Consider the following 16,202-nt stretch of genomic DNA (forward strand, 5'->3'; position numbering starts at 1 on the left):
CTCCTCGGGCTCGTTCACAGTAATGATGGCGATACAGCGACGAAACACAGCGTTCGGTGTCAGGTTCAGCCCTTTGCACAAGGGCTCGCGAGAACATCGGTATCCATGCATCATCGGCTATGCTTGAGCAGCGAAGGGAAACGGAAGTGGTTCAACACCCCATGGATATCAAGTTCACCAACCGGCTGTCCTACAAGCAAGCCAGGCTTACTGTGCTGGTCGGTTTCATTCTGGGCACGCTGCTCAGCCTGCTGCAAATAGGCATCGATTATGCCAGTGAAGACGCCTCCATCAACCGCGAAATCCTGTCTTTGCTGGAAATCAGCCATAACCCCGCGTCCCGCATCGCCTACAACATCGACGCCGAACTCGCTCAGGAACTGACCCTGGGCCTGTTGCACTCGCCGGCGATCATCGGCGCGCAATTGATCGACAACAACAATAACGTGCTGGCCAACGTCAAACGCCCAGGCGTGCAAAGCAGCTATCGAGTGATCAGCGACTTCCTGTTCGGCGCCAACCGGCAGTTCGAAGACCGTCTCTACCTGGATCACTTGCCGACCGAATCCCTCGGCACCCTGCGTCTGGACGTCGACACCTATTCATTCGGTAACCGGTTCCTGCGTCGGGCCGAGGTGACCCTGCTCAATGGCTTCGCTCGCAGCCTGCTGCTGACCGGCATCCTGCTGGCGTTGTTCTACGTGATGCTGACCAAGCCTTTGGTGCGGGTCATCCGTGAACTCAGCAATCGCGACCCGCGCAGTACAGAGTCGACGTCGCTGGAGTGTCCGACGGACCATGAAAACGATGAAATCGGTGTACTGGTCAAAGTTGCCAATCAACAATTCGAAAACATCGCCACCGAAATCCAGCAGCGACGCAACGCCGAAAACCGCCTGACCGACTACCTCGGGCAACTGGAGAACATCGTCTCGGCCCGCACCGCGGAACTCAAGGCGATCAACTCGCGGCTCAGCCAATCCAACGAGGAGCTGGAAGTCGCCCGCAGGACCGCCCTGGACATGGCCGAAGCGCGCTCGGTGTTCCTGGCCAACATGAGCCACGAGATCCGCACGCCGCTCAATGGCCTGCTGGGGATGATCGCGCTTTCCCTGGACGGCCCGCTCAATGCCGAGCAACAGCAACAGCTGTCCATCGCCCATGACTCGGGCAAAGTACTGGTGGAACTGCTCAACGATATTCTCGATTTGTCGAAGTTCGATGCCGGCCAACTGGAGCTCGAACATATTCCGTTCGACCTCGGTTCGCTGATTGAAGACACCGCCAACCTGCTATCGCAAAACGCCGCGCCGAGTGTCGAGCTGAGCTGCCTGATCGACCCACAGTTCCCGGCCCTGGTGCTTGGGGATCCGACCCGGGTCCGACAGATCGTCAGCAACCTCTTGTCCAACGCCCTCAAGTTCACCCGTTTCGGTCGCGTCGATGTGCGCCTGTCGACGTTCGGGGACGGCGTCAGAATCGAAGTCTGCGACACCGGCATCGGTATCGCCCAGGATGCCCAGGTCAAGATCTTCCAGCCCTTCACGCAGGCGGGTGCCGGCATTACCCGGCAATTCGGCGGAACCGGGTTGGGCCTGGCACTGACCTACAACCTCTGCGAAGCCATGCAAGGGCGCCTCACCATCAGCTCGGAAGCGGGCTTCGGCAGCCAGTTCTGTGCAGACCTGCCGCTGCCCAGCCACACCCGCGCCCTTCCCCCGGCCTCTTTACAGGGCAAGGTCATCGCCATCACCGCCGCCAGCAGCGGTCTGGCAGAACTGTTGAAAAGTGTATTACCCGGCTGGGGGCTCGATTATGAGCAGCGTTCCATCGATGACTCGTTACTTGGCCTGAATCCCGACGTACTGATTACCGATTGCCCCGAATGCCTGTTTGGCCTGCGTCCTTCGTGTACAGCCCCCATTTTGCTGGTCACCGCTTACGGCAATTTCATGCCCAGCGAACAAGCCCTCGCCCTCGCTCCCTTACAGCAACAGGCGCGGCCTCTGGCACGCAACGCGCTGTACCAGACGCTGCGGCGAACCCTGCAGCCGGAACTCAACACGATCAACGGTGCCCGGCTCGACAGCCTCTCCCCACAACGACGCGGACGCGTGCTGCTGGTGGAGGACAATCCGGTCAACCAACTGGTGGCCAAGGGGATGCTCGGAAAACTCGGTTGCGAGGTGATTGTCGCCGGTCACGGTGGGGAGGCGCTGGATCAGCTGGAGCAGAGCGAATTCGATCTGGTGCTGATGGACTGCAACATGCCGGTGATGGACGGCTACGAGGCCAGTCGACAAATCCGTCGCAGCGGACGCTGGCCACAGCTGCCCATTGTCGCCCTGACCGCCAACGCCATGTCCGAAGAGCGCGAACGCTGCCGTGCGGCAGGCATGAGCGATTACCTGGCAAAACCCTTCCGCCGGGAAGAGTTGGCGGCCCTGCTGGACTTGTGGGTTCCTACTACGACAGCGCTTTGATTTGCCCCAAAAGGTTATCAAGGCCATCACGCAGATCATTCAGGTGATCCAGATCCACACCGCTGTCGCATAACAGACGGGCCTTGAGCGGCCCGACCTGATCGCGCAAAGCCTTGCCGGTTGGCGACAGGCTCAAGTGCACTTCCCGCTCGTCCCGCGCCGAGCGCTGACGCTGAACCAGTTGCAGTTGCTCAAGACGCTTGAGCAACGGCGTCAGCGTGCCGGAATCCAGCGCCAGGCGTTCGCCCAACGCCTTGACCGTCGGTTGCTCAGGGGCCGCCTCCTGCCATTCCCACAACACCAGCATCGCCAGGTATTGCGGGTAGGTCAGGCCGAGCTGATCGAGCATCGGCTTGTAGGCGCGGATCACCGCCCGGGAAGCGGCGTACAGCTTGAAGCACAGTTGACTGTCAAGCTTCAGGGAATCGACTGACAAGGTGTTCATTTGAGCAGGGCTTCGATCTCGCGGGTCAGGTCCTGCGGCTTGGTCGCGGGGGCGAAGCGCTTGACCAATTGGCCGTCCTTGCCAATCAGAAACTTCGTGAAGTTCCACTTGATGCCTTGGGAACCCAGCACACCCGGCGCGCGCTTTTTCAGTTGAACGAACAGCGGATGGGCGCCTGCGCCATTGACTTCAATCTTTTTGAACAGCGGAAAACTGACGCCGAAGTTCAACTCGCAGAACTCGGAAATCGCCCCTTCGTTGCCTGGCTCTTGCTTGCCGAACTGGTTACACGGAAAACCCAGCACCACCAAACCTTGATCCTTGTAGGTCTGCCACAACTCTTCAAGGCCTTTGTACTGCGGGGTGAAGCCGCATTTGCTCGCGGTGTTGACCACCAGCACGGCCTTGCCGGCGAAATCGGCCAGGGTCTTTTGCTCACCCTTGATGGTGGTGCAAGGGATGCTCAGCAGGTTGTCGCTCATGGCTCGGACTCTAAATGAGGGAAGATGAGACGAACATAGCGAGCAATTGAATTGTGTGCAATTTAATAAATCGATTACTGATTGACTGCAGGAGCAAGGCTTGCCGGCGATGGCGGTCTTGGGGGCGCCATCGCGAGCAAGCTCGGCTCCTACAGGCGTCGTCGATTAATTGTAGGAGCACGGCTTGCCTGCGATGGCGGTCTTGAGATCGCTATCGCGAGCAAGCTCGGTTCCTACAGGCATCGTCGATTAATTGTAGGAGCACGGCTTGCCTGCGATGGCGGTCTTGAGATCGCTATCGCGAGCAAGCTTTGCTCCTACAGATACAGGGCTCGCATTACGAGCGCGGTACCAGGTCCAGGCACACCGAGTTGATGCAATAACGCAGGCCGGTCGGCGGCGGGCCGTCCGGGAACACGTGCCCCAGGTGCGCATCGCATTTGGCGCAGACCACTTCGGTGCGGATCATGCCGTGGCTGACGTCACGGATCTCGACCATGGCGCTGTCGCCAATCGGTGCATAAAAGCTCGGCCAGCCGCAGCCGGAGTCGAATTTGGTTTTGGAGTCGAACAGCGGCTCGTTGCAGCAGATGCAGTGGTAGACACCGTCAGTTTTGGTGTCGTTGTACTTGCCGGAGAACGGTCGCTCGGTGCCCTTGAGGCGGCAAACGTTGTACTGCTCCGGGTCGAGCATCGCCTTCCATTCTTCCTGGGTTTTTTCCAACTTTTCCATCGTCACACCTCAGCAGCTGAAAAAGCCCGATCTGTACCTTTTCCACGGATCGGGCGGCACGTATGATTGCGCCTCGTCAAACGCCAGTCTGGCAGCCAGACCACGCGCATTCAAACGGATTTATGGGTGCTGCTTCTCAAGGCGTCAGGCCTGTGTGAATACGCAGGATTCCCAGCACGGTCGTTCATACGCCGCCTGGATCGTTCATTTTCGGGAACACATCGCCATGCAGGTCAGCAAATCGAACAAGCTCGCCAACGTCTGCTACGACATTCGCGGCCCAGTGCTCAAGCACGCCAAACGCCTGGAAGAGGAAGGCCATCGCATCCTCAAGCTGAACATCGGCAACCCGGCGCCTTTTGGTTTCGAAGCGCCGGATGAAATTCTCCAGGACGTCATCCGCAACCTGCCGACTGCTCAGGGCTACAGCGATTCCAAAGGTCTGTTCAGCGCCCGCAAGGCCGTGATGCAGTACTACCAGCAAAAGCAGGTAGAAGGCGTTGGCATTGAAGACATCTATTTGGGCAACGGCGTTTCCGAGCTGATCGTGATGTCGATGCAGGCCCTGCTCAACAACGGCGACGAAGTGCTGGTGCCGGCACCGGACTACCCGCTGTGGACTGCCGCGGTGAGCCTGTCGGGCGGCAACCCGGTGCATTACCTGTGCGACGAGCAGGCCAACTGGTGGCCGGATCTGGCCGACATCAAGGCCAAGATCACCCCGAACACCAAAGCACTGGTGATCATCAACCCGAACAACCCGACCGGCGCGGTGTATTCGAAAGAAGTCCTGCTGGGCATGCTGGAACTGGCTCGTCAGCACAACCTGGTGGTTTTTTCCGACGAGATCTACGACAAGATTCTGTACGACGATGCCGTGCACATCTGCACGGCTTCCCTGGCGCCAGACCTGCTGTGCCTGACGTTCAACGGTCTGTCCAAGTCCTATCGCGTAGCCGGCTTCCGTTCCGGCTGGATCGCCATTTCCGGCCCGAAACACCACGCCCAGAGCTACATCGAAGGCATCGACATGCTGGCGAACATGCGCCTGTGTGCCAACGTGCCGAGCCAGCATGCGATCCAGACCGCCCTCGGCGGCTACCAGAGCATCAATGATCTGATATTGCCCAACGGACGCCTGTTGGAACAGCGCAACCGTACCTGGGAACTACTCAACGACATTCCCGGCGTGAGCTGCGTCAAGCCAATGGGCGCGCTATATGCGTTCCCACGGATCGACCCGAAAGTCTGCCCGATCCATAACGACGAGAAATTCGTGCTCGACCTGCTGCTGTCGGAAAAGCTGCTGGTGGTTCAAGGCACCGCCTTCAACTGGCCATGGCCGGACCACTTCCGCGTGGTGACCCTGCCGCGCGTGGACGACCTGGACATGGCCATCGGACGTATCGGCAACTTCCTCAAGTCCTATCGCCAATAACCTGCCTGTCACCGTGCGACGCTTGCGCAAGTCGCACGGTGATTGATTCAGCAACATTTCTTTGCACCCTGCCGAACATCGCTTCTTCAATCGCTGACTGATGACTCGTTGTGTGCTCGCGTCTAACAACGGCGGGGTTTACGACGTTAATTGGCTGACAAACACTTCCTGCATCGACGTCGGAAATGCCCTTCAAACAGCTAGACTGTTGCCGTAGGACACAGTTTGAAATAGTCACCCGGTTGAATAGCCCGAGTCAGCACCTTATATACCCCGCAGTACGCTACATCTTTAGCATGAGGAGATTTCTACAACCATGATGCGCATCCTGCTGTTTTTGGCCACTAACCTGGCGGTCGTGCTGATTGCCAGCATCACCCTGAGCCTTTTCGGCTTCAACGGGTTCATGGCGGCCAACGGGGTTGATCTCAACCTCAATCAGCTGCTGATTTTCTGTGCGGTCTTTGGTTTCGCCGGTTCGCTGTTCTCGCTGTTCATCTCCAAGTGGATGGCGAAGATGAGCACCAGCACCCAAATCATCAGCCAGCCGCGCACACGTCACGAGCAATGGCTGCTGCAAACCGTCGAGCAATTGTCCCGGGAAGCCGGGATCAAAATGCCCGAAGTCGGTATTTTTCCGGCCTACGAGGCGAACGCCTTTGCCACCGGCTGGAACAAGAACGACGCGTTGGTCGCGGTCAGCCAAGGGCTGCTCGAGCGTTTCTCGCCTGATGAAGTGAAGGCCGTTCTGGCCCACGAAATCGGCCACGTCGCCAATGGCGACATGGTCACCCTGGCATTGATCCAGGGCGTGGTGAACACCTTCGTGATGTTCTTCGCACGGATCATCGGCAACTTTGTCGACAAGGTGATCTTCAAGAACGAAGAAGGCCAGGGCATCGCCTACTACGTGGCGACCATCTTCGCCGAACTGGTCCTGGGCATTCTGGCCAGCGCCATCGTCATGTGGTTCTCGCGTAAACGCGAATTCCGTGCAGACGAAGCCGGTGCACGTCTGGCCGGCACCGCCGCAATGATCGGCGCCCTGCAACGTCTGCGTGCCGAACAGGGGCTGCCGGTGCACATGCCGGACACCCTGACGGCTTTCGGCATCAACGGTGGCATCAAACAGGGGTTCGCGCGCATGTTCATGAGCCACCCGCCGCTGGAAGAGCGTATCGACGCGTTGCGTCGTCGGGGCTGAGAGGTTCCGCACTAAAAGAAAAGGCCCGCAGTGAATGCGGGCCTTTTTTTGTCTGCTGATTTTTGCAGTGTTTATTCGGGCCCTATCGCGAGCAGGCTCGCTCCCACATTAGACCGCGTCCATTTAGACAGCTCGGTCAACTGTGGGAGCGAGCCTGCTCGCGATGAGGCCGGTACAAACAACACCAATCTATCGGCTGGAAACCCGATAAACCCGCTCTTCAAGCCGCGGAACACCGCTTTCCAGGAACTTCCAGCTCTCGCCCAGCACGTCCTGGTCCTCCAGAATCTTCAACTCCCACGAAGCACCGAACAACCGCTGCACTTCGTCATCCAGCACGGCAAAGGGCGGTCCTTCCATTTGTGCCTGGTCGTAATCCAGGGTGATCAGCAGCCCCAGCGAATCCTTCGGCACAATCCGCTTCAGATGCTCGGCGTATTGCTCGCGCATCTTCGGTGGCAAGGCGATCAACGCAGCGCGGTCGTACAGCGCACTGCAATCGGCGACGTCGCCGGCCGTCAATGCGAAGAAATCACCACACCAGATCTCGATCGAGCCCGCCCGATAGACCGTGAAGGGGCCTTGATCGCTGACGTCCGGATCAAATTGATGCTCGTGAAAAAAGTCTCCCACCGCTTTTTCCGACAACTCGACGCCCAGCACCTCGTGACCGCATTTCGCCAGCCACAGCAGATCCAGGCTTTTCCCACATAACGGCACCAGTACACGCGCGCCCTCTTCCAGGCCCAGCTGCGGCCAGTACCGTTGCAGATATGGATTCACTTCCGGCAGGTGAAAGCCGATCTGATTCGACGTCCACCGCTTGTGCCAAAACTCCGGCTGCATAATTAATCCCGAAAATTCGATCAAAAGACCCTAAAACTTATATTAGATTTAGATCAATGATCTGACTGAAGATGATGCCATCTTACCCCTCAGGAGCTCATTCATGTTCCCCAGCCTCTACATATCCCATGGCTCGCCCATGTTGGCACTGGAACCGGGCGCCAGCGGGCCCGCCCTCGCTCGCCTGGCCGCAGAATTGCCGAAACCCAAAGCCATCGTAATTGTTTCTGCGCATTGGGAAAGCAATGAATTGCTGGTCAGCGGCAACCCCCAGCCTGAAACCTGGCATGACTTCGGCGGCTTTCCGCAGGCGTTGTTCGACGTGCAATACCCGGCGCCCGGCAATCCACAATTGGCCGCAGAGGTTGTCGAACTGCTGAAAAGCGATGGCCTGCCCGCACGCATCGACGCCGAACGGCCATTCGACCATGGTGTCTGGGTGCCCTTGTCGTTGATGTATCCACAAGCCGACATCCCCGTGGTGCAAGTCTCGCTGCCCACCCGCGGCGGCCCGGCCCTGCAGACCCGCGTCGGTCATGCCCTGGCCAGTCTGCGCGAACACGGCGTGCTGCTGATCGGTTCCGGGAGCATCACCCACAACCTGCGCGAACTGGACTGGCACGCCGGCCCGGAGAGCGTCGAACCGTGGGCCCAGGCCTTTCGTGACTGGATGATCGAAAAACTCGCTGCCAACGACGAAACCGCGTTGCACGATTACCGCCAGCAAGCACCGAATGCGGTGCGCAACCATCCCAGTGATGAACACCTGTTGCCGTTGTACTTTGCGCGCGGCGCGGGAGGGACATTCAGCGTGACCCACAAGGGATTTACCATGGGCGCTCTGGGCATGGACATTTACCGATTCGGGTAATGACAGAACCGAGGCCTGTGGCGGCCAGGCTCAGACCACATCAACCCCGACATGGATCGCATCGTGCCGCCAAAACTCCAGATCACAATCGATCAACCGCTCATGTTGATCGTAATTGACCCGAGCGATGCGCAACCCCGGACTCCCCACCGACACCCGTAAAGCCGCCGCCGCATCCACCGACAACGCCGTCGGCACAATCTCGAAACGCACCCGCCCATAGTGCAAGTCGTAATGCCGCGCATACAGCTCGGTAATCGACTGATTCAGATCGAAATCCAGAATCCCCGGAAAAAACTGCGGATTCAAATAGTGCTCCACATACAACACCAGCCGCTCATCAATCCGCCGTGCCCGGCAAATCTGAATCACGCTGGACAACGCCGGCAACTGCAACCAGGCACAGACCGCCGCCGACGCCGGTTGCAACCGCGCGGAAATCACCTCGGTGGACGGCACCCGCCCCTGTGCACTGACCATCGCGTGAAAGTGACTGCGCTGCATCAGGTTATAGGCCAGGCGCGGTGGCGATACGAACCAGCCACGGCGCTCCTCTCGATAAATCTGCCCCTGGGCTTCCAGTTGCAACAACGCTTCACGCACGGTAATCCGCGTGGTCCCGAACAACTCACTGAGCTTGCGCTCGGCCGGCAGTTTGCTCCCGGGCGCCAACAGGCCATGGTCGAGCTGTTCCTGCAGAACCTGCCCGATGGCTGTCACCGCTTTGGTTGTCTCGATGCGCATCAACGTTACCTATCTGGACTAGACCAGCACTGTTTCGGGGCGGAACCGCGATTCAAATCGGTTCCCTCAACTCCCGACAAGCCTAGGCACTGCACATGACTGACAGATGACAAAGCCGCCGAACGGTTGATCCAGACACCTGCAAATTCACGGCCAAGTCCTTTTATATCAGCCTATTAGCCATGGTCTACGCTTACTCCGAAGCCTGACCATTGCCGCTCAAGAAATATAGGCCGACCGGTCGTCGACATCAAAATGTCATCAGAGACGCCTAAATTGGCTCAGGTATTGCTGACCTAGACCAACATAACCGCAATCGCAGCGTTGAAAACGCCCAAAGGAGCTTCGGATGAAACAGCTTTTCCTGGCCTCACTGTTAGGCTCGACCATTGCCATGTGTACCGCCGCGATGGCGGCTGATAGCGATTTGAAAACCCTGGAAGCCGCGGCGAAAGCGGAAGGAGAGGTCAACAGCGTCGGCATGCCCGACAACTGGGCCAACTGGAAAGGCACCTGGGATGACCTGGCCAAGAACTACGGCCTGAAACATATCGACACCGACATGAGCTCGGCCCAGGAAATCGCCAAGTTCGCCGCTGAAAAAGACAACGCCACTGCCGATATCGGTGATGTCGGTGCAGCGTTCGGTCCGATCGCGGTGAAACAAGGCGTTGTTCAACCTTACAAGCCAAGCACCTGGGATCAGATCCCGAGCTGGGCAAAGGATAAGGACGGCAACTGGGCGCTCGCCTACACCGGCACCATCGCGTTCATCGTCAACAAAAAGTTGCTGCACGGCTCCGACGCTCCGACCAAATGGGCTGACCTCAAGAACGGCAAATACAAAGTTTCCATCGGTGATGTGAGCACCGCAGCCCAAGCCGCCAACGGTGTTCTGGCTGCCGCGCTCGCCAATGGTGGCAATGAGAAAAACCTCCAGCCGGCGCTGGATCTGTTTTCCGAGATCGCCAAACAAGGCCGCCTGTCGATGGCTAACCCGACCATTGCCACCATGGAAAAGGGTGAAATCGAAGTCGGCGTGGTCTGGGACTTCAACGGTCTGAGCTACAAGGCCAAAATGGTCAACCCGAATGACTACACCGTGCTGATTCCATCCGATGGCTCGGTGATCTCCGGTTACACCACCATCATCAACAAATACGCCAAGCACCCGAATGCCGCCAAACTGGCCCGCGAATACATCTTCAGCGACGCCGGCCAGATCAACCTGGCACGCGGTAACGCCCGTCCGATCCGCGCCGAGCATCTGACGCTGCCGGCCGAGGTTCAGGCCCAGTTGCTGCCTAACGAGCAGTACAAAAAGGTCACGCCGATCAAAGACGCCGACGCATGGGAAAAGACCTCCAAAGCCCTTCCGCAGAAGTGGCAGGAAGAAGTCATCGTCAATATGAAGCAGTAATGCGGTAGATCCCCATTTGGGGATCTGATGGAGACCCAATGTGGGAGCGAGCCTGCTCGCGATGAGGGACTGTCAGCCAACATCAATGTTGAATGTCAGACCGCTATCGCGAGCAGGCTCGCTCCCACAAAGGATTGGTTGCGTATTTGAATCATCTGTTTTGCGGAGTTCCAGCCCCTATGAAGCACAACGTCATCCTTGTCGTGCTCGACGGCCTTAATTACGAGGTCGCCCGTCACGCCATGGGGCACCTGCAGGCTTATGTCGGCGCAGGACGCGCGGCGCTCTACAAACTGGAGTGCGAATTGCCGGCGCTGTCCCGACCGCTTTACGAGTGCATCCTGACCGGCGTCACGCCGATCGACAGTGGCATCGTTCACAACAACGTCTCACGCTTGTCCAACCAGCGCAGCATCTATCACTACGCCAGCGATGCCGGCCTTGTCACCGCCGCCGCGGCCTATCACTGGGTCAGTGAGCTGTATAACCGTTCGCCGTTTATTGCGCCGCGGGATCGTCACACCGACGACCCGGACCTGCCGATCCAGCACGGACATTTCTACTGGAACGATCACTACCCGGACTCGCACCTGTTCGCCGACGCCGAAAACCTGCGCCTGCGTCATGCGCCGAACTTTTTACTGGTCCACCCCATGAACATCGACGACGCCGGGCACAAGCACGGTCTCGACACCTCGCAGTACCGTAACAGCGCCCGCTCGGCCGACATTATTCTGGCCGACTATCTGCAAACCTGGCTCGACGCCGGGTATCAGGTGCTGGTGACCGCCGACCATGGCATGAACAACGACCGCTCCCACAACGGCTTGCTGTCGGAAGAACGCGAAGTACCGCTTTTCGTCCTCGGCGACGCTTTCAGCTTCAATGCCAACGCCGCACCGAAACAGACTGAAATCTGCGGCACCGTCTGTGAACTGCTGGGTGTGCCCCACGACAAACCTGTATGCCGGGAGCTGCTCAAGTGAACACCATGAAGCGCGGAAAATGGCTGGCAGCCTTGTGCCTGGTGCCTTTTGCACTGTTCTTTATCGTGTTCCAGATCGCGCCGCTGTCCTGGGTGATGATCAACAGCCTGCAATCGGAAGAGTTCGGCTGGGGCATCGCCAACTTCACCAGGATCTTCAATTCGAAGTTCTATCTGCAGGCGATCCAGTTCAGCCTCGAGATCAGTTTCTGGTCCAGCGTGTTCGGGATCATCATCGCGGTGCTCGGCGCCTACTCCCTGCGCCGGGTCGACTCGAAACTGCGCAACTTCGTCAACGCCTTCGCCAACATGACCAGCAACTTTGCCGGCGTGCCTTTGGCCTTCGCGTTCATCATTCTGCTGGGCTTCAACGGTAGCTTCACCATCATGCTCAAGCAGGCGGGGATCATTCAGGACTTCAACCTGTATTCGAAAACCGGGCTGATCATTCTCTACACCTACTTCCAGATTCCGCTGGGCGTGCTGCTGCTCTACCCGGCCTTTGATGCCCTGCGCGAAGACTGGCGTGAATCCGCCGCGCTGCTCGGCGCCAATGGCTGGCAGTTCTGGCGGCACATCGGTTTGCCAGTGCTGACCCCGGCGCTGCTCGGTACGTTTGTCATCCTGCTGGCCAACGCCCTGGGCGCCTACGCCACGGTGTACGCCCTGACCACCGGCAACTTCAACGTGCTGCCGATCCGCATCGCAGCGATGGTTTCCGGCGACATTTCCCTGGACCCGAACCTGGCCAGTGCCCTGGCCGTGGTGCTGGTGGCGTTGATGACCCTGGTGACCATCGTGCATCAGTTGCTGTTGAAGAGGAGCTACCATGTCTCGCGCTGAACTGAGCCCCGTCGGGGTCTATCACCGGGTGGTGGTGTATTTGCTGTTTGCCATCCTGTTGCTACCGTTGCTCGGAACGCTGATCTACTCGATCGCCAGCAGTTGGTCGGCGACCATTCTGCCCAGTGGCTTCACCGTTAAATGGTACGTGGAGCTGTGGAGCGATCCGCGGTTTCTTCATTCGTTCGGCCAATCGCTGCTGGTCTGCGTCGGCTCGCTGATTCTGTCCGTGGTGCTGATTCTGCCGTTGCTGTTTGTGGTGCATTACCATTTTCCGAAACTCGATGCGCTGATGAACATCCTGATCCTGCTGCCCTTCGCGGTGCCGCCGGTGGTGTCGTCGGTGGGTCTGTTGCAGCTCTACGGTTCCGGGCCGTTCGCGATGGTCGGGACGCCGTGGATTCTGATCGGCTGCTACTTCACCGTGGCGCTGCCGTTCATGTACCGGGCGATCACCAACAATTTGCAGGCGATCAACCTGCGAGACCTGATGGACTCCGCTCAGTTGCTCGGCGCCAGTACCTGGCAAGCGGCGTTCCTGGTGGTGCTGCCCAACTTGCGCAAAGGTTTGATGGTGGCATTGCTGCTGTCGTTCTCGTTCCTGTTCGGTGAGTTCGTGTTCGCCAACATCCTCGTCGGGACCCGCTACGAAACCCTGCAGGTCTACCTCAACAACATGCGCAACAGCAGCGGCCACTTCACCAGTGCGCTGGTGATTTCCTATTTCTTCTTTGTGCTGGTTCTGACCTGGGCTGCCAATATTTTGAACAAGGACAAAAGCCAATGAGCTTCGTCAGCGTCCAACACCTACTGAAAAGCTACGCGGGCACCACGGTGTTCAGCGACATCAACTGTGAAATCCAGAAGGGTGAGTTCGTCACCCTCCTCGGCCCGTCCGGTTGCGGCAAGTCCACACTGCTACGCTGCATCGCCGGGCTGACCTCGGTGGATGGCGGCAAAATCCTGCTCGATGGCCAGGACCTCGTTCCGTTGAGCCCGCAGAAACGCGGGATCGGCATGGTGTTCCAGAGCTACGCGCTGTTTCCGAACATGACCGTCGAGCAGAACGTCGCCTTTGGTTTGCGCATGCAGAAGGTCAACGCCGACGACAGCCACAAGCGTGTTGCCGAAGTACTGAAACTGGTGGAACTCAATGACTTCGCCGCGCGTTATCCGCATCAACTGTCCGGCGGCCAATGCCAGCGAGTCGCCCTCGCCCGCTCGTTGGTGACCCGGCCTCGCCTGTTGTTGCTGGATGAACCGCTGTCGGCCCTCGATGCGCGAATTCGCAAGCACCTGCGCGAACAGATCCGTCAGATCCAGCGTGAACTCGGCTTGACCACGATCTTCGTCACTCACGATCAGGAAGAAGCCCTGACCATGTCCGACCGAATTTTCTTGATGAATCAGGGAAAGATCGTACAGAGCGGCGATGCCCAGACCCTTTACACCGCACCCATCGATATCTTTGCCGCAGGTTTCATCGGCAACTACAACCTGCTGGACGCCGACAGCGCCACAAAACTGCTGCAGCGACCGATTACCCACCGCATCGCGATTCGCCCGGAAGCCATCGAACTGAGCCTCAACGGCGAACTCGACGCACAAATCCGCAGCCACAGCCTGTTGGGCAACGTGATTCGCTACCGGGTCGAAGCCAGGGGCGTGGAATTGGTGGTAGATGTGCTGAACCGCTCGGCGGCCGATTTGCATCCCGATGGTCAGCGTCTGGCGCTTTCCATCGATCCGACGGCCCTGTGTGAGGTAGCCTGATGACTTTGCTGATGTTGAAGAGAGAACCGCACTGATGGCCCTGGCAATTTTTGATTTGGACGAAACCCTGATCCACGGCGACTGCGCCACCCTCTGGAGCGAACAAATGGGTCGCCTGGGTTGGGTCGATCCCGAGTCGTTCATGCGTCAGAACAACGAACTGATGGACGCCTACAGCCACGGCAAACTGCGGATGGAGGAGTACATGACCTTCAGCCTGGAGCCGATGATCGGGCGCACCCCCGAAGAGGTCGACCATTTGGTAGGGCCTTGGGTGGAAGACTTCATCGAGCCGATCATTTTCAGTGACGCCACCAAAGCCATTGCGGCCCATCGCAAGGCCGGCGACCGGATTTTGGTGATTTCGGCGTCGGGCACGCACTTGGTCAGGCCGATTGCCGATCGTTTGGGCATTGACGAGATTCTCGGCATCGAGCTGGAAGTGGCACATGGGGTGTTTAGCGGCAACACCGTTGGCACGCTGACCTACCGCGAAGGCAAGATCACGCGTTTGCTGGAGTGGCTGGATGCGCAAGAGGAAAACCTGGAAGGCGCCAGTTTCTACTCCGACTCACGCAATGATTTGCCGTTGCTGCTGAAAGTAGATTTCCCACACGTGGTAAACCCGGATCCGGTACTGCTTGAACACGCCGAAAAGGCCGGCTGGCCGATCCATACCTGGAAGTAACCACGCGCCCCTGTGGGAGCGGGCCCTGTGGCGAGGGGATTTATCCCCGTTGGGCTGCGGAGCGGCCCCGGCATTTCAAAGTTAAAGCGCGTTTACGACTGCTTCGCAGCCGAACGGGGATAAATCCCCTCGCCACAGGGCCCGCTCCCACAGGGATCAAACCAGGCTTTCGTCGATCACCAACACCAACTTTCCCGACACCTTATTAGTCGCCAACTCCGCAAACGCCGCTTCGGCGTCCTTGATCGGGAAGGTCTTGGCCAATTGCGGGCTCAAACGCCCTTCGGCAAACAGCGGCCAGACATGTTGGCTGAGATCGCTGAACAGATCCGCCTTGAACTGTTCGTCGCGACTGCGCAAGGTCGAACCCAGCAATTGCACGCGCTTGGCCAATACCTGCGCCAGATCCAGCTGCGCCTCACGACCGCCCATCAGGCCGATCAGCACCCAACGACCATCGAGCGCCATCAGTTTCAGATTCAGCGCGGCATAGTTGCCGCCCACCGGGTCGAGAATCACATCGAACGGCCCCAGGTCACTCAAGCTGTCCAGATCCCCGTTGCGCACGACCCCACCTTGGGCGCCCAGCGCTTCGCAGTAAGCCAAACGCTCGGCGGAACCGACGCTGACCCAGCACGGGTTACCAAACGCCTTGCACAGCTGAATGGCAGCTGAACCGATTCCACTTGCTCCGGCGTGCAGCAGAACTTTCTCACCCGGCTTGAGCGCAGCCAGTTGAAACAAATTCAGCCAAACGGTCGCATACACTTCTGGCAGCGCTGCCGCCTCCGCCAGGGACAAACCTTCGGGAACCGGCAACACATGCCGTCCGTCGACAACTACCTCCTCGGCCATCCCGCCCCCGGCCAGCAAGGCGCAAACCCGATCCCCGACCTGCCAGGACGAGCCCGGCCCCACCTCGCTGATCACCCCCGAACACTCAAGACCCAGTACCTGACTGGCTCCCGGCGGTGGCGGATAAAGACCCGCCTTCTGTAACAAATCGGCGCGATTGAGACCCGCAGCCGCCACTCGAATCCGAACTTGTCCTACATCGCATGTAGGACTGGGCTCTTCAACCCACTCCACTCGACCTTCAACGCCTTGCAATGCTTTCACAGTGCCTCCATAGTGAGTCTGGACTGAGCCCGTAGCTGTAGCGCCGGGCTTTCTTGCATTATGCGACCGGCCCTTGGGTCTGTACGAAAGCTAACAGGCAGTTTCCATACAGAGACTAGTGGTACCGG

16 protein-coding genes are annotated in these 16,202 nt (G+C 58.7%); 10 read left to right on the forward strand and 6 right to left on the reverse strand.

What is annotated here, in order from left to right:
- The first annotated feature begins 161 nt into the window (after positions 1–161).
- Positions 162–2,483: a response regulator gene (locus IB252_RS27980; protein WP_318652742.1), complete on the forward strand. Its 2,322-nt coding sequence runs from the start codon at positions 162–164 to the stop codon at positions 2,481–2,483.
- Here the strand turns inward: IB252_RS27980 and IB252_RS27985 are convergent.
- The 3 genes from IB252_RS27985 to msrB form a co-directional block, all read right to left on the reverse strand.
- A complete protein-coding gene (locus IB252_RS27985; RefSeq protein WP_192410950.1) occupies positions 2,467–2,928 on the reverse strand; it encodes a MarR family winged helix-turn-helix transcriptional regulator in 462 nt (153 codons plus the stop codon). The two genes, IB252_RS27980 and IB252_RS27985, sit on opposite strands and share 17 nt — an antisense overlap.
- A complete protein-coding gene (locus IB252_RS27990) occupies positions 2,925–3,410 on the reverse strand; it encodes a glutathione peroxidase (protein ID WP_008002671.1) in 486 nt (161 codons plus the stop codon). Before IB252_RS27990 ends, IB252_RS27985 begins: the two co-directional genes overlap by 4 nt.
- A gap of 337 nt (positions 3,411–3,747) precedes the next feature.
- Positions 3,748–4,143, reverse strand: a complete 396-nt coding sequence (gene msrB, locus IB252_RS27995; protein WP_111452373.1) for a peptide-methionine (R)-S-oxide reductase MsrB — start codon at positions 4,141–4,143, stop codon at positions 3,748–3,750.
- 226 nt (positions 4,144–4,369) lie between these two features.
- Between msrB and IB252_RS28000 the strand changes: the two genes are divergently transcribed.
- Together IB252_RS28000 and htpX are read left to right on the forward strand one after the other, a co-directional pair.
- Positions 4,370–5,581: a pyridoxal phosphate-dependent aminotransferase gene (locus IB252_RS28000; RefSeq protein WP_111452405.1), complete on the forward strand. Its 1,212-nt coding sequence runs from the start codon at positions 4,370–4,372 to the stop codon at positions 5,579–5,581.
- 316 nt (positions 5,582–5,897) lie between these two features.
- Positions 5,898–6,785, forward strand: coding sequence for a protease HtpX (htpX, locus tag IB252_RS28005; protein WP_111452374.1), 888 nt, complete (start codon positions 5,898–5,900; stop codon positions 6,783–6,785).
- 189 nt (positions 6,786–6,974) lie between these two features.
- Here htpX and IB252_RS28010 read toward each other — a convergent pair whose 3' ends face one another.
- On the reverse strand, positions 6,975–7,631 hold the full coding sequence (locus IB252_RS28010; protein ID WP_192410951.1) for a thiopurine S-methyltransferase: 657 nt from the start codon (positions 7,629–7,631) through the stop codon (positions 6,975–6,977).
- Positions 7,632–7,734: 103 nt separating this feature from the next.
- On the opposite strand from IB252_RS28010, the gene IB252_RS28015 reads away from it, so the two are divergent.
- Positions 7,735–8,502: a DODA-type extradiol aromatic ring-opening family dioxygenase gene (locus IB252_RS28015; protein WP_192410952.1), complete on the forward strand. Its 768-nt coding sequence runs from the start codon at positions 7,735–7,737 to the stop codon at positions 8,500–8,502.
- 30 nt (positions 8,503–8,532) lie between these two features.
- Here the strand turns inward: IB252_RS28015 and IB252_RS28020 are convergent, their stop codons facing one another.
- Positions 8,533–9,246, reverse strand: a complete 714-nt coding sequence (locus tag IB252_RS28020) for a UTRA domain-containing protein (RefSeq protein WP_008145862.1) — start codon at positions 9,244–9,246, stop codon at positions 8,533–8,535.
- 349 nt (positions 9,247–9,595) lie between these two features.
- Between IB252_RS28020 and IB252_RS28025 the strand changes: the two genes are divergently transcribed.
- The 6 genes from IB252_RS28025 to IB252_RS28050 all read left to right on the forward strand — a co-directional run bounded on the left by IB252_RS28025 (position 9,596) and on the right by IB252_RS28050 (position 14,955).
- A complete protein-coding gene (locus IB252_RS28025; RefSeq protein WP_111452377.1) occupies positions 9,596–10,666 on the forward strand; it encodes an ABC transporter substrate-binding protein in 1,071 nt (356 codons plus the stop codon).
- A 179-nt stretch (positions 10,667–10,845) separates the two neighbouring features.
- A complete protein-coding gene (locus IB252_RS28030; RefSeq protein ID WP_192410953.1) occupies positions 10,846–11,652 on the forward strand; it encodes an alkaline phosphatase family protein in 807 nt (268 codons plus the stop codon).
- 5 nt (positions 11,653–11,657) lie between these two features.
- Complete coding sequence (locus IB252_RS28035) at positions 11,658–12,494, forward strand: ABC transporter permease (protein ID WP_165934027.1); 837 nt, start codon at positions 11,658–11,660, stop codon at positions 12,492–12,494.
- Positions 12,481–13,281: an ABC transporter permease gene (locus IB252_RS28040; protein ID WP_134102889.1), complete on the forward strand. Its 801-nt coding sequence runs from the start codon at positions 12,481–12,483 to the stop codon at positions 13,279–13,281. Before IB252_RS28035 ends, IB252_RS28040 begins: the two co-directional genes overlap by 14 nt.
- The gene (locus IB252_RS28045) at positions 13,278–14,267 is read left to right on the forward strand and encodes an ABC transporter ATP-binding protein (protein WP_008145851.1); all 990 of its coding nucleotides are present in this window, start codon (positions 13,278–13,280) and stop codon (positions 14,265–14,267) included. The genes IB252_RS28040 and IB252_RS28045 overlap by 4 nt, the downstream gene beginning before the upstream one ends.
- Positions 14,268–14,301: 34 nt before the next feature.
- Positions 14,302–14,955: an HAD family hydrolase gene (locus IB252_RS28050; protein WP_111452379.1), complete on the forward strand. Its 654-nt coding sequence runs from the start codon at positions 14,302–14,304 to the stop codon at positions 14,953–14,955.
- A 156-nt stretch (positions 14,956–15,111) separates the two neighbouring features.
- Here IB252_RS28050 and IB252_RS28055 read toward each other — a convergent pair whose 3' ends face one another.
- Entirely contained in the window at positions 15,112–16,074 is a 963-nt protein-coding gene (locus tag IB252_RS28055; protein ID WP_111452380.1) for a zinc-binding dehydrogenase, read from the reverse strand.
- Positions 16,075–16,202 lie beyond the last annotated feature (128 nt).

This window comes from Pseudomonas sp. PDM10, assembly GCF_014852295.1.
In the GTDB taxonomy this organism is placed as follows: Bacteria; Pseudomonadota; Gammaproteobacteria; order Pseudomonadales; family Pseudomonadaceae; genus Aquipseudomonas.

Coding starts and splice junctions, on each gene's coding strand:
- IB252_RS27980 (WP_318652742.1), top strand. CDS start 162: ATGGATATCAAGTTCACCAACCGGCTGTCCTACAAGCAAGCCAGGCTT.
- IB252_RS27985 (WP_192410950.1), bottom strand. CDS start 2,928: ATGAACACCTTGTCAGTCGATTCCCTGAAGCTTGACAGTCAACTGTGC.
- IB252_RS27990 (WP_008002671.1), bottom strand. CDS start 3,410: ATGAGCGACAACCTGCTGAGCATCCCTTGCACCACCATCAAGGGTGAG.
- msrB (WP_111452373.1), bottom strand. CDS start 4,143: ATGGAAAAGTTGGAAAAAACCCAGGAAGAATGGAAGGCGATGCTCGAC.
- IB252_RS28000 (WP_111452405.1), top strand. CDS start 4,370: ATGCAGGTCAGCAAATCGAACAAGCTCGCCAACGTCTGCTACGACATT.
- htpX (WP_111452374.1), top strand. CDS start 5,898: ATGATGCGCATCCTGCTGTTTTTGGCCACTAACCTGGCGGTCGTGCTG.
- IB252_RS28010 (WP_192410951.1), bottom strand. CDS start 7,631: ATGCAGCCGGAGTTTTGGCACAAGCGGTGGACGTCGAATCAGATCGGC.
- IB252_RS28015 (WP_192410952.1), top strand. CDS start 7,735: ATGTTCCCCAGCCTCTACATATCCCATGGCTCGCCCATGTTGGCACTG.
- IB252_RS28020 (WP_008145862.1), bottom strand. CDS start 9,246: ATGCGCATCGAGACAACCAAAGCGGTGACAGCCATCGGGCAGGTTCTG.
- IB252_RS28025 (WP_111452377.1), top strand. CDS start 9,596: ATGAAACAGCTTTTCCTGGCCTCACTGTTAGGCTCGACCATTGCCATG.
- IB252_RS28030 (WP_192410953.1), top strand. CDS start 10,846: ATGAAGCACAACGTCATCCTTGTCGTGCTCGACGGCCTTAATTACGAG.
- IB252_RS28035 (WP_165934027.1), top strand. CDS start 11,658: ATGAAGCGCGGAAAATGGCTGGCAGCCTTGTGCCTGGTGCCTTTTGCA.
- IB252_RS28040 (WP_134102889.1), top strand. CDS start 12,481: ATGTCTCGCGCTGAACTGAGCCCCGTCGGGGTCTATCACCGGGTGGTG.
- IB252_RS28045 (WP_008145851.1), top strand. CDS start 13,278: ATGAGCTTCGTCAGCGTCCAACACCTACTGAAAAGCTACGCGGGCACC.
- IB252_RS28050 (WP_111452379.1), top strand. CDS start 14,302: ATGGCCCTGGCAATTTTTGATTTGGACGAAACCCTGATCCACGGCGAC.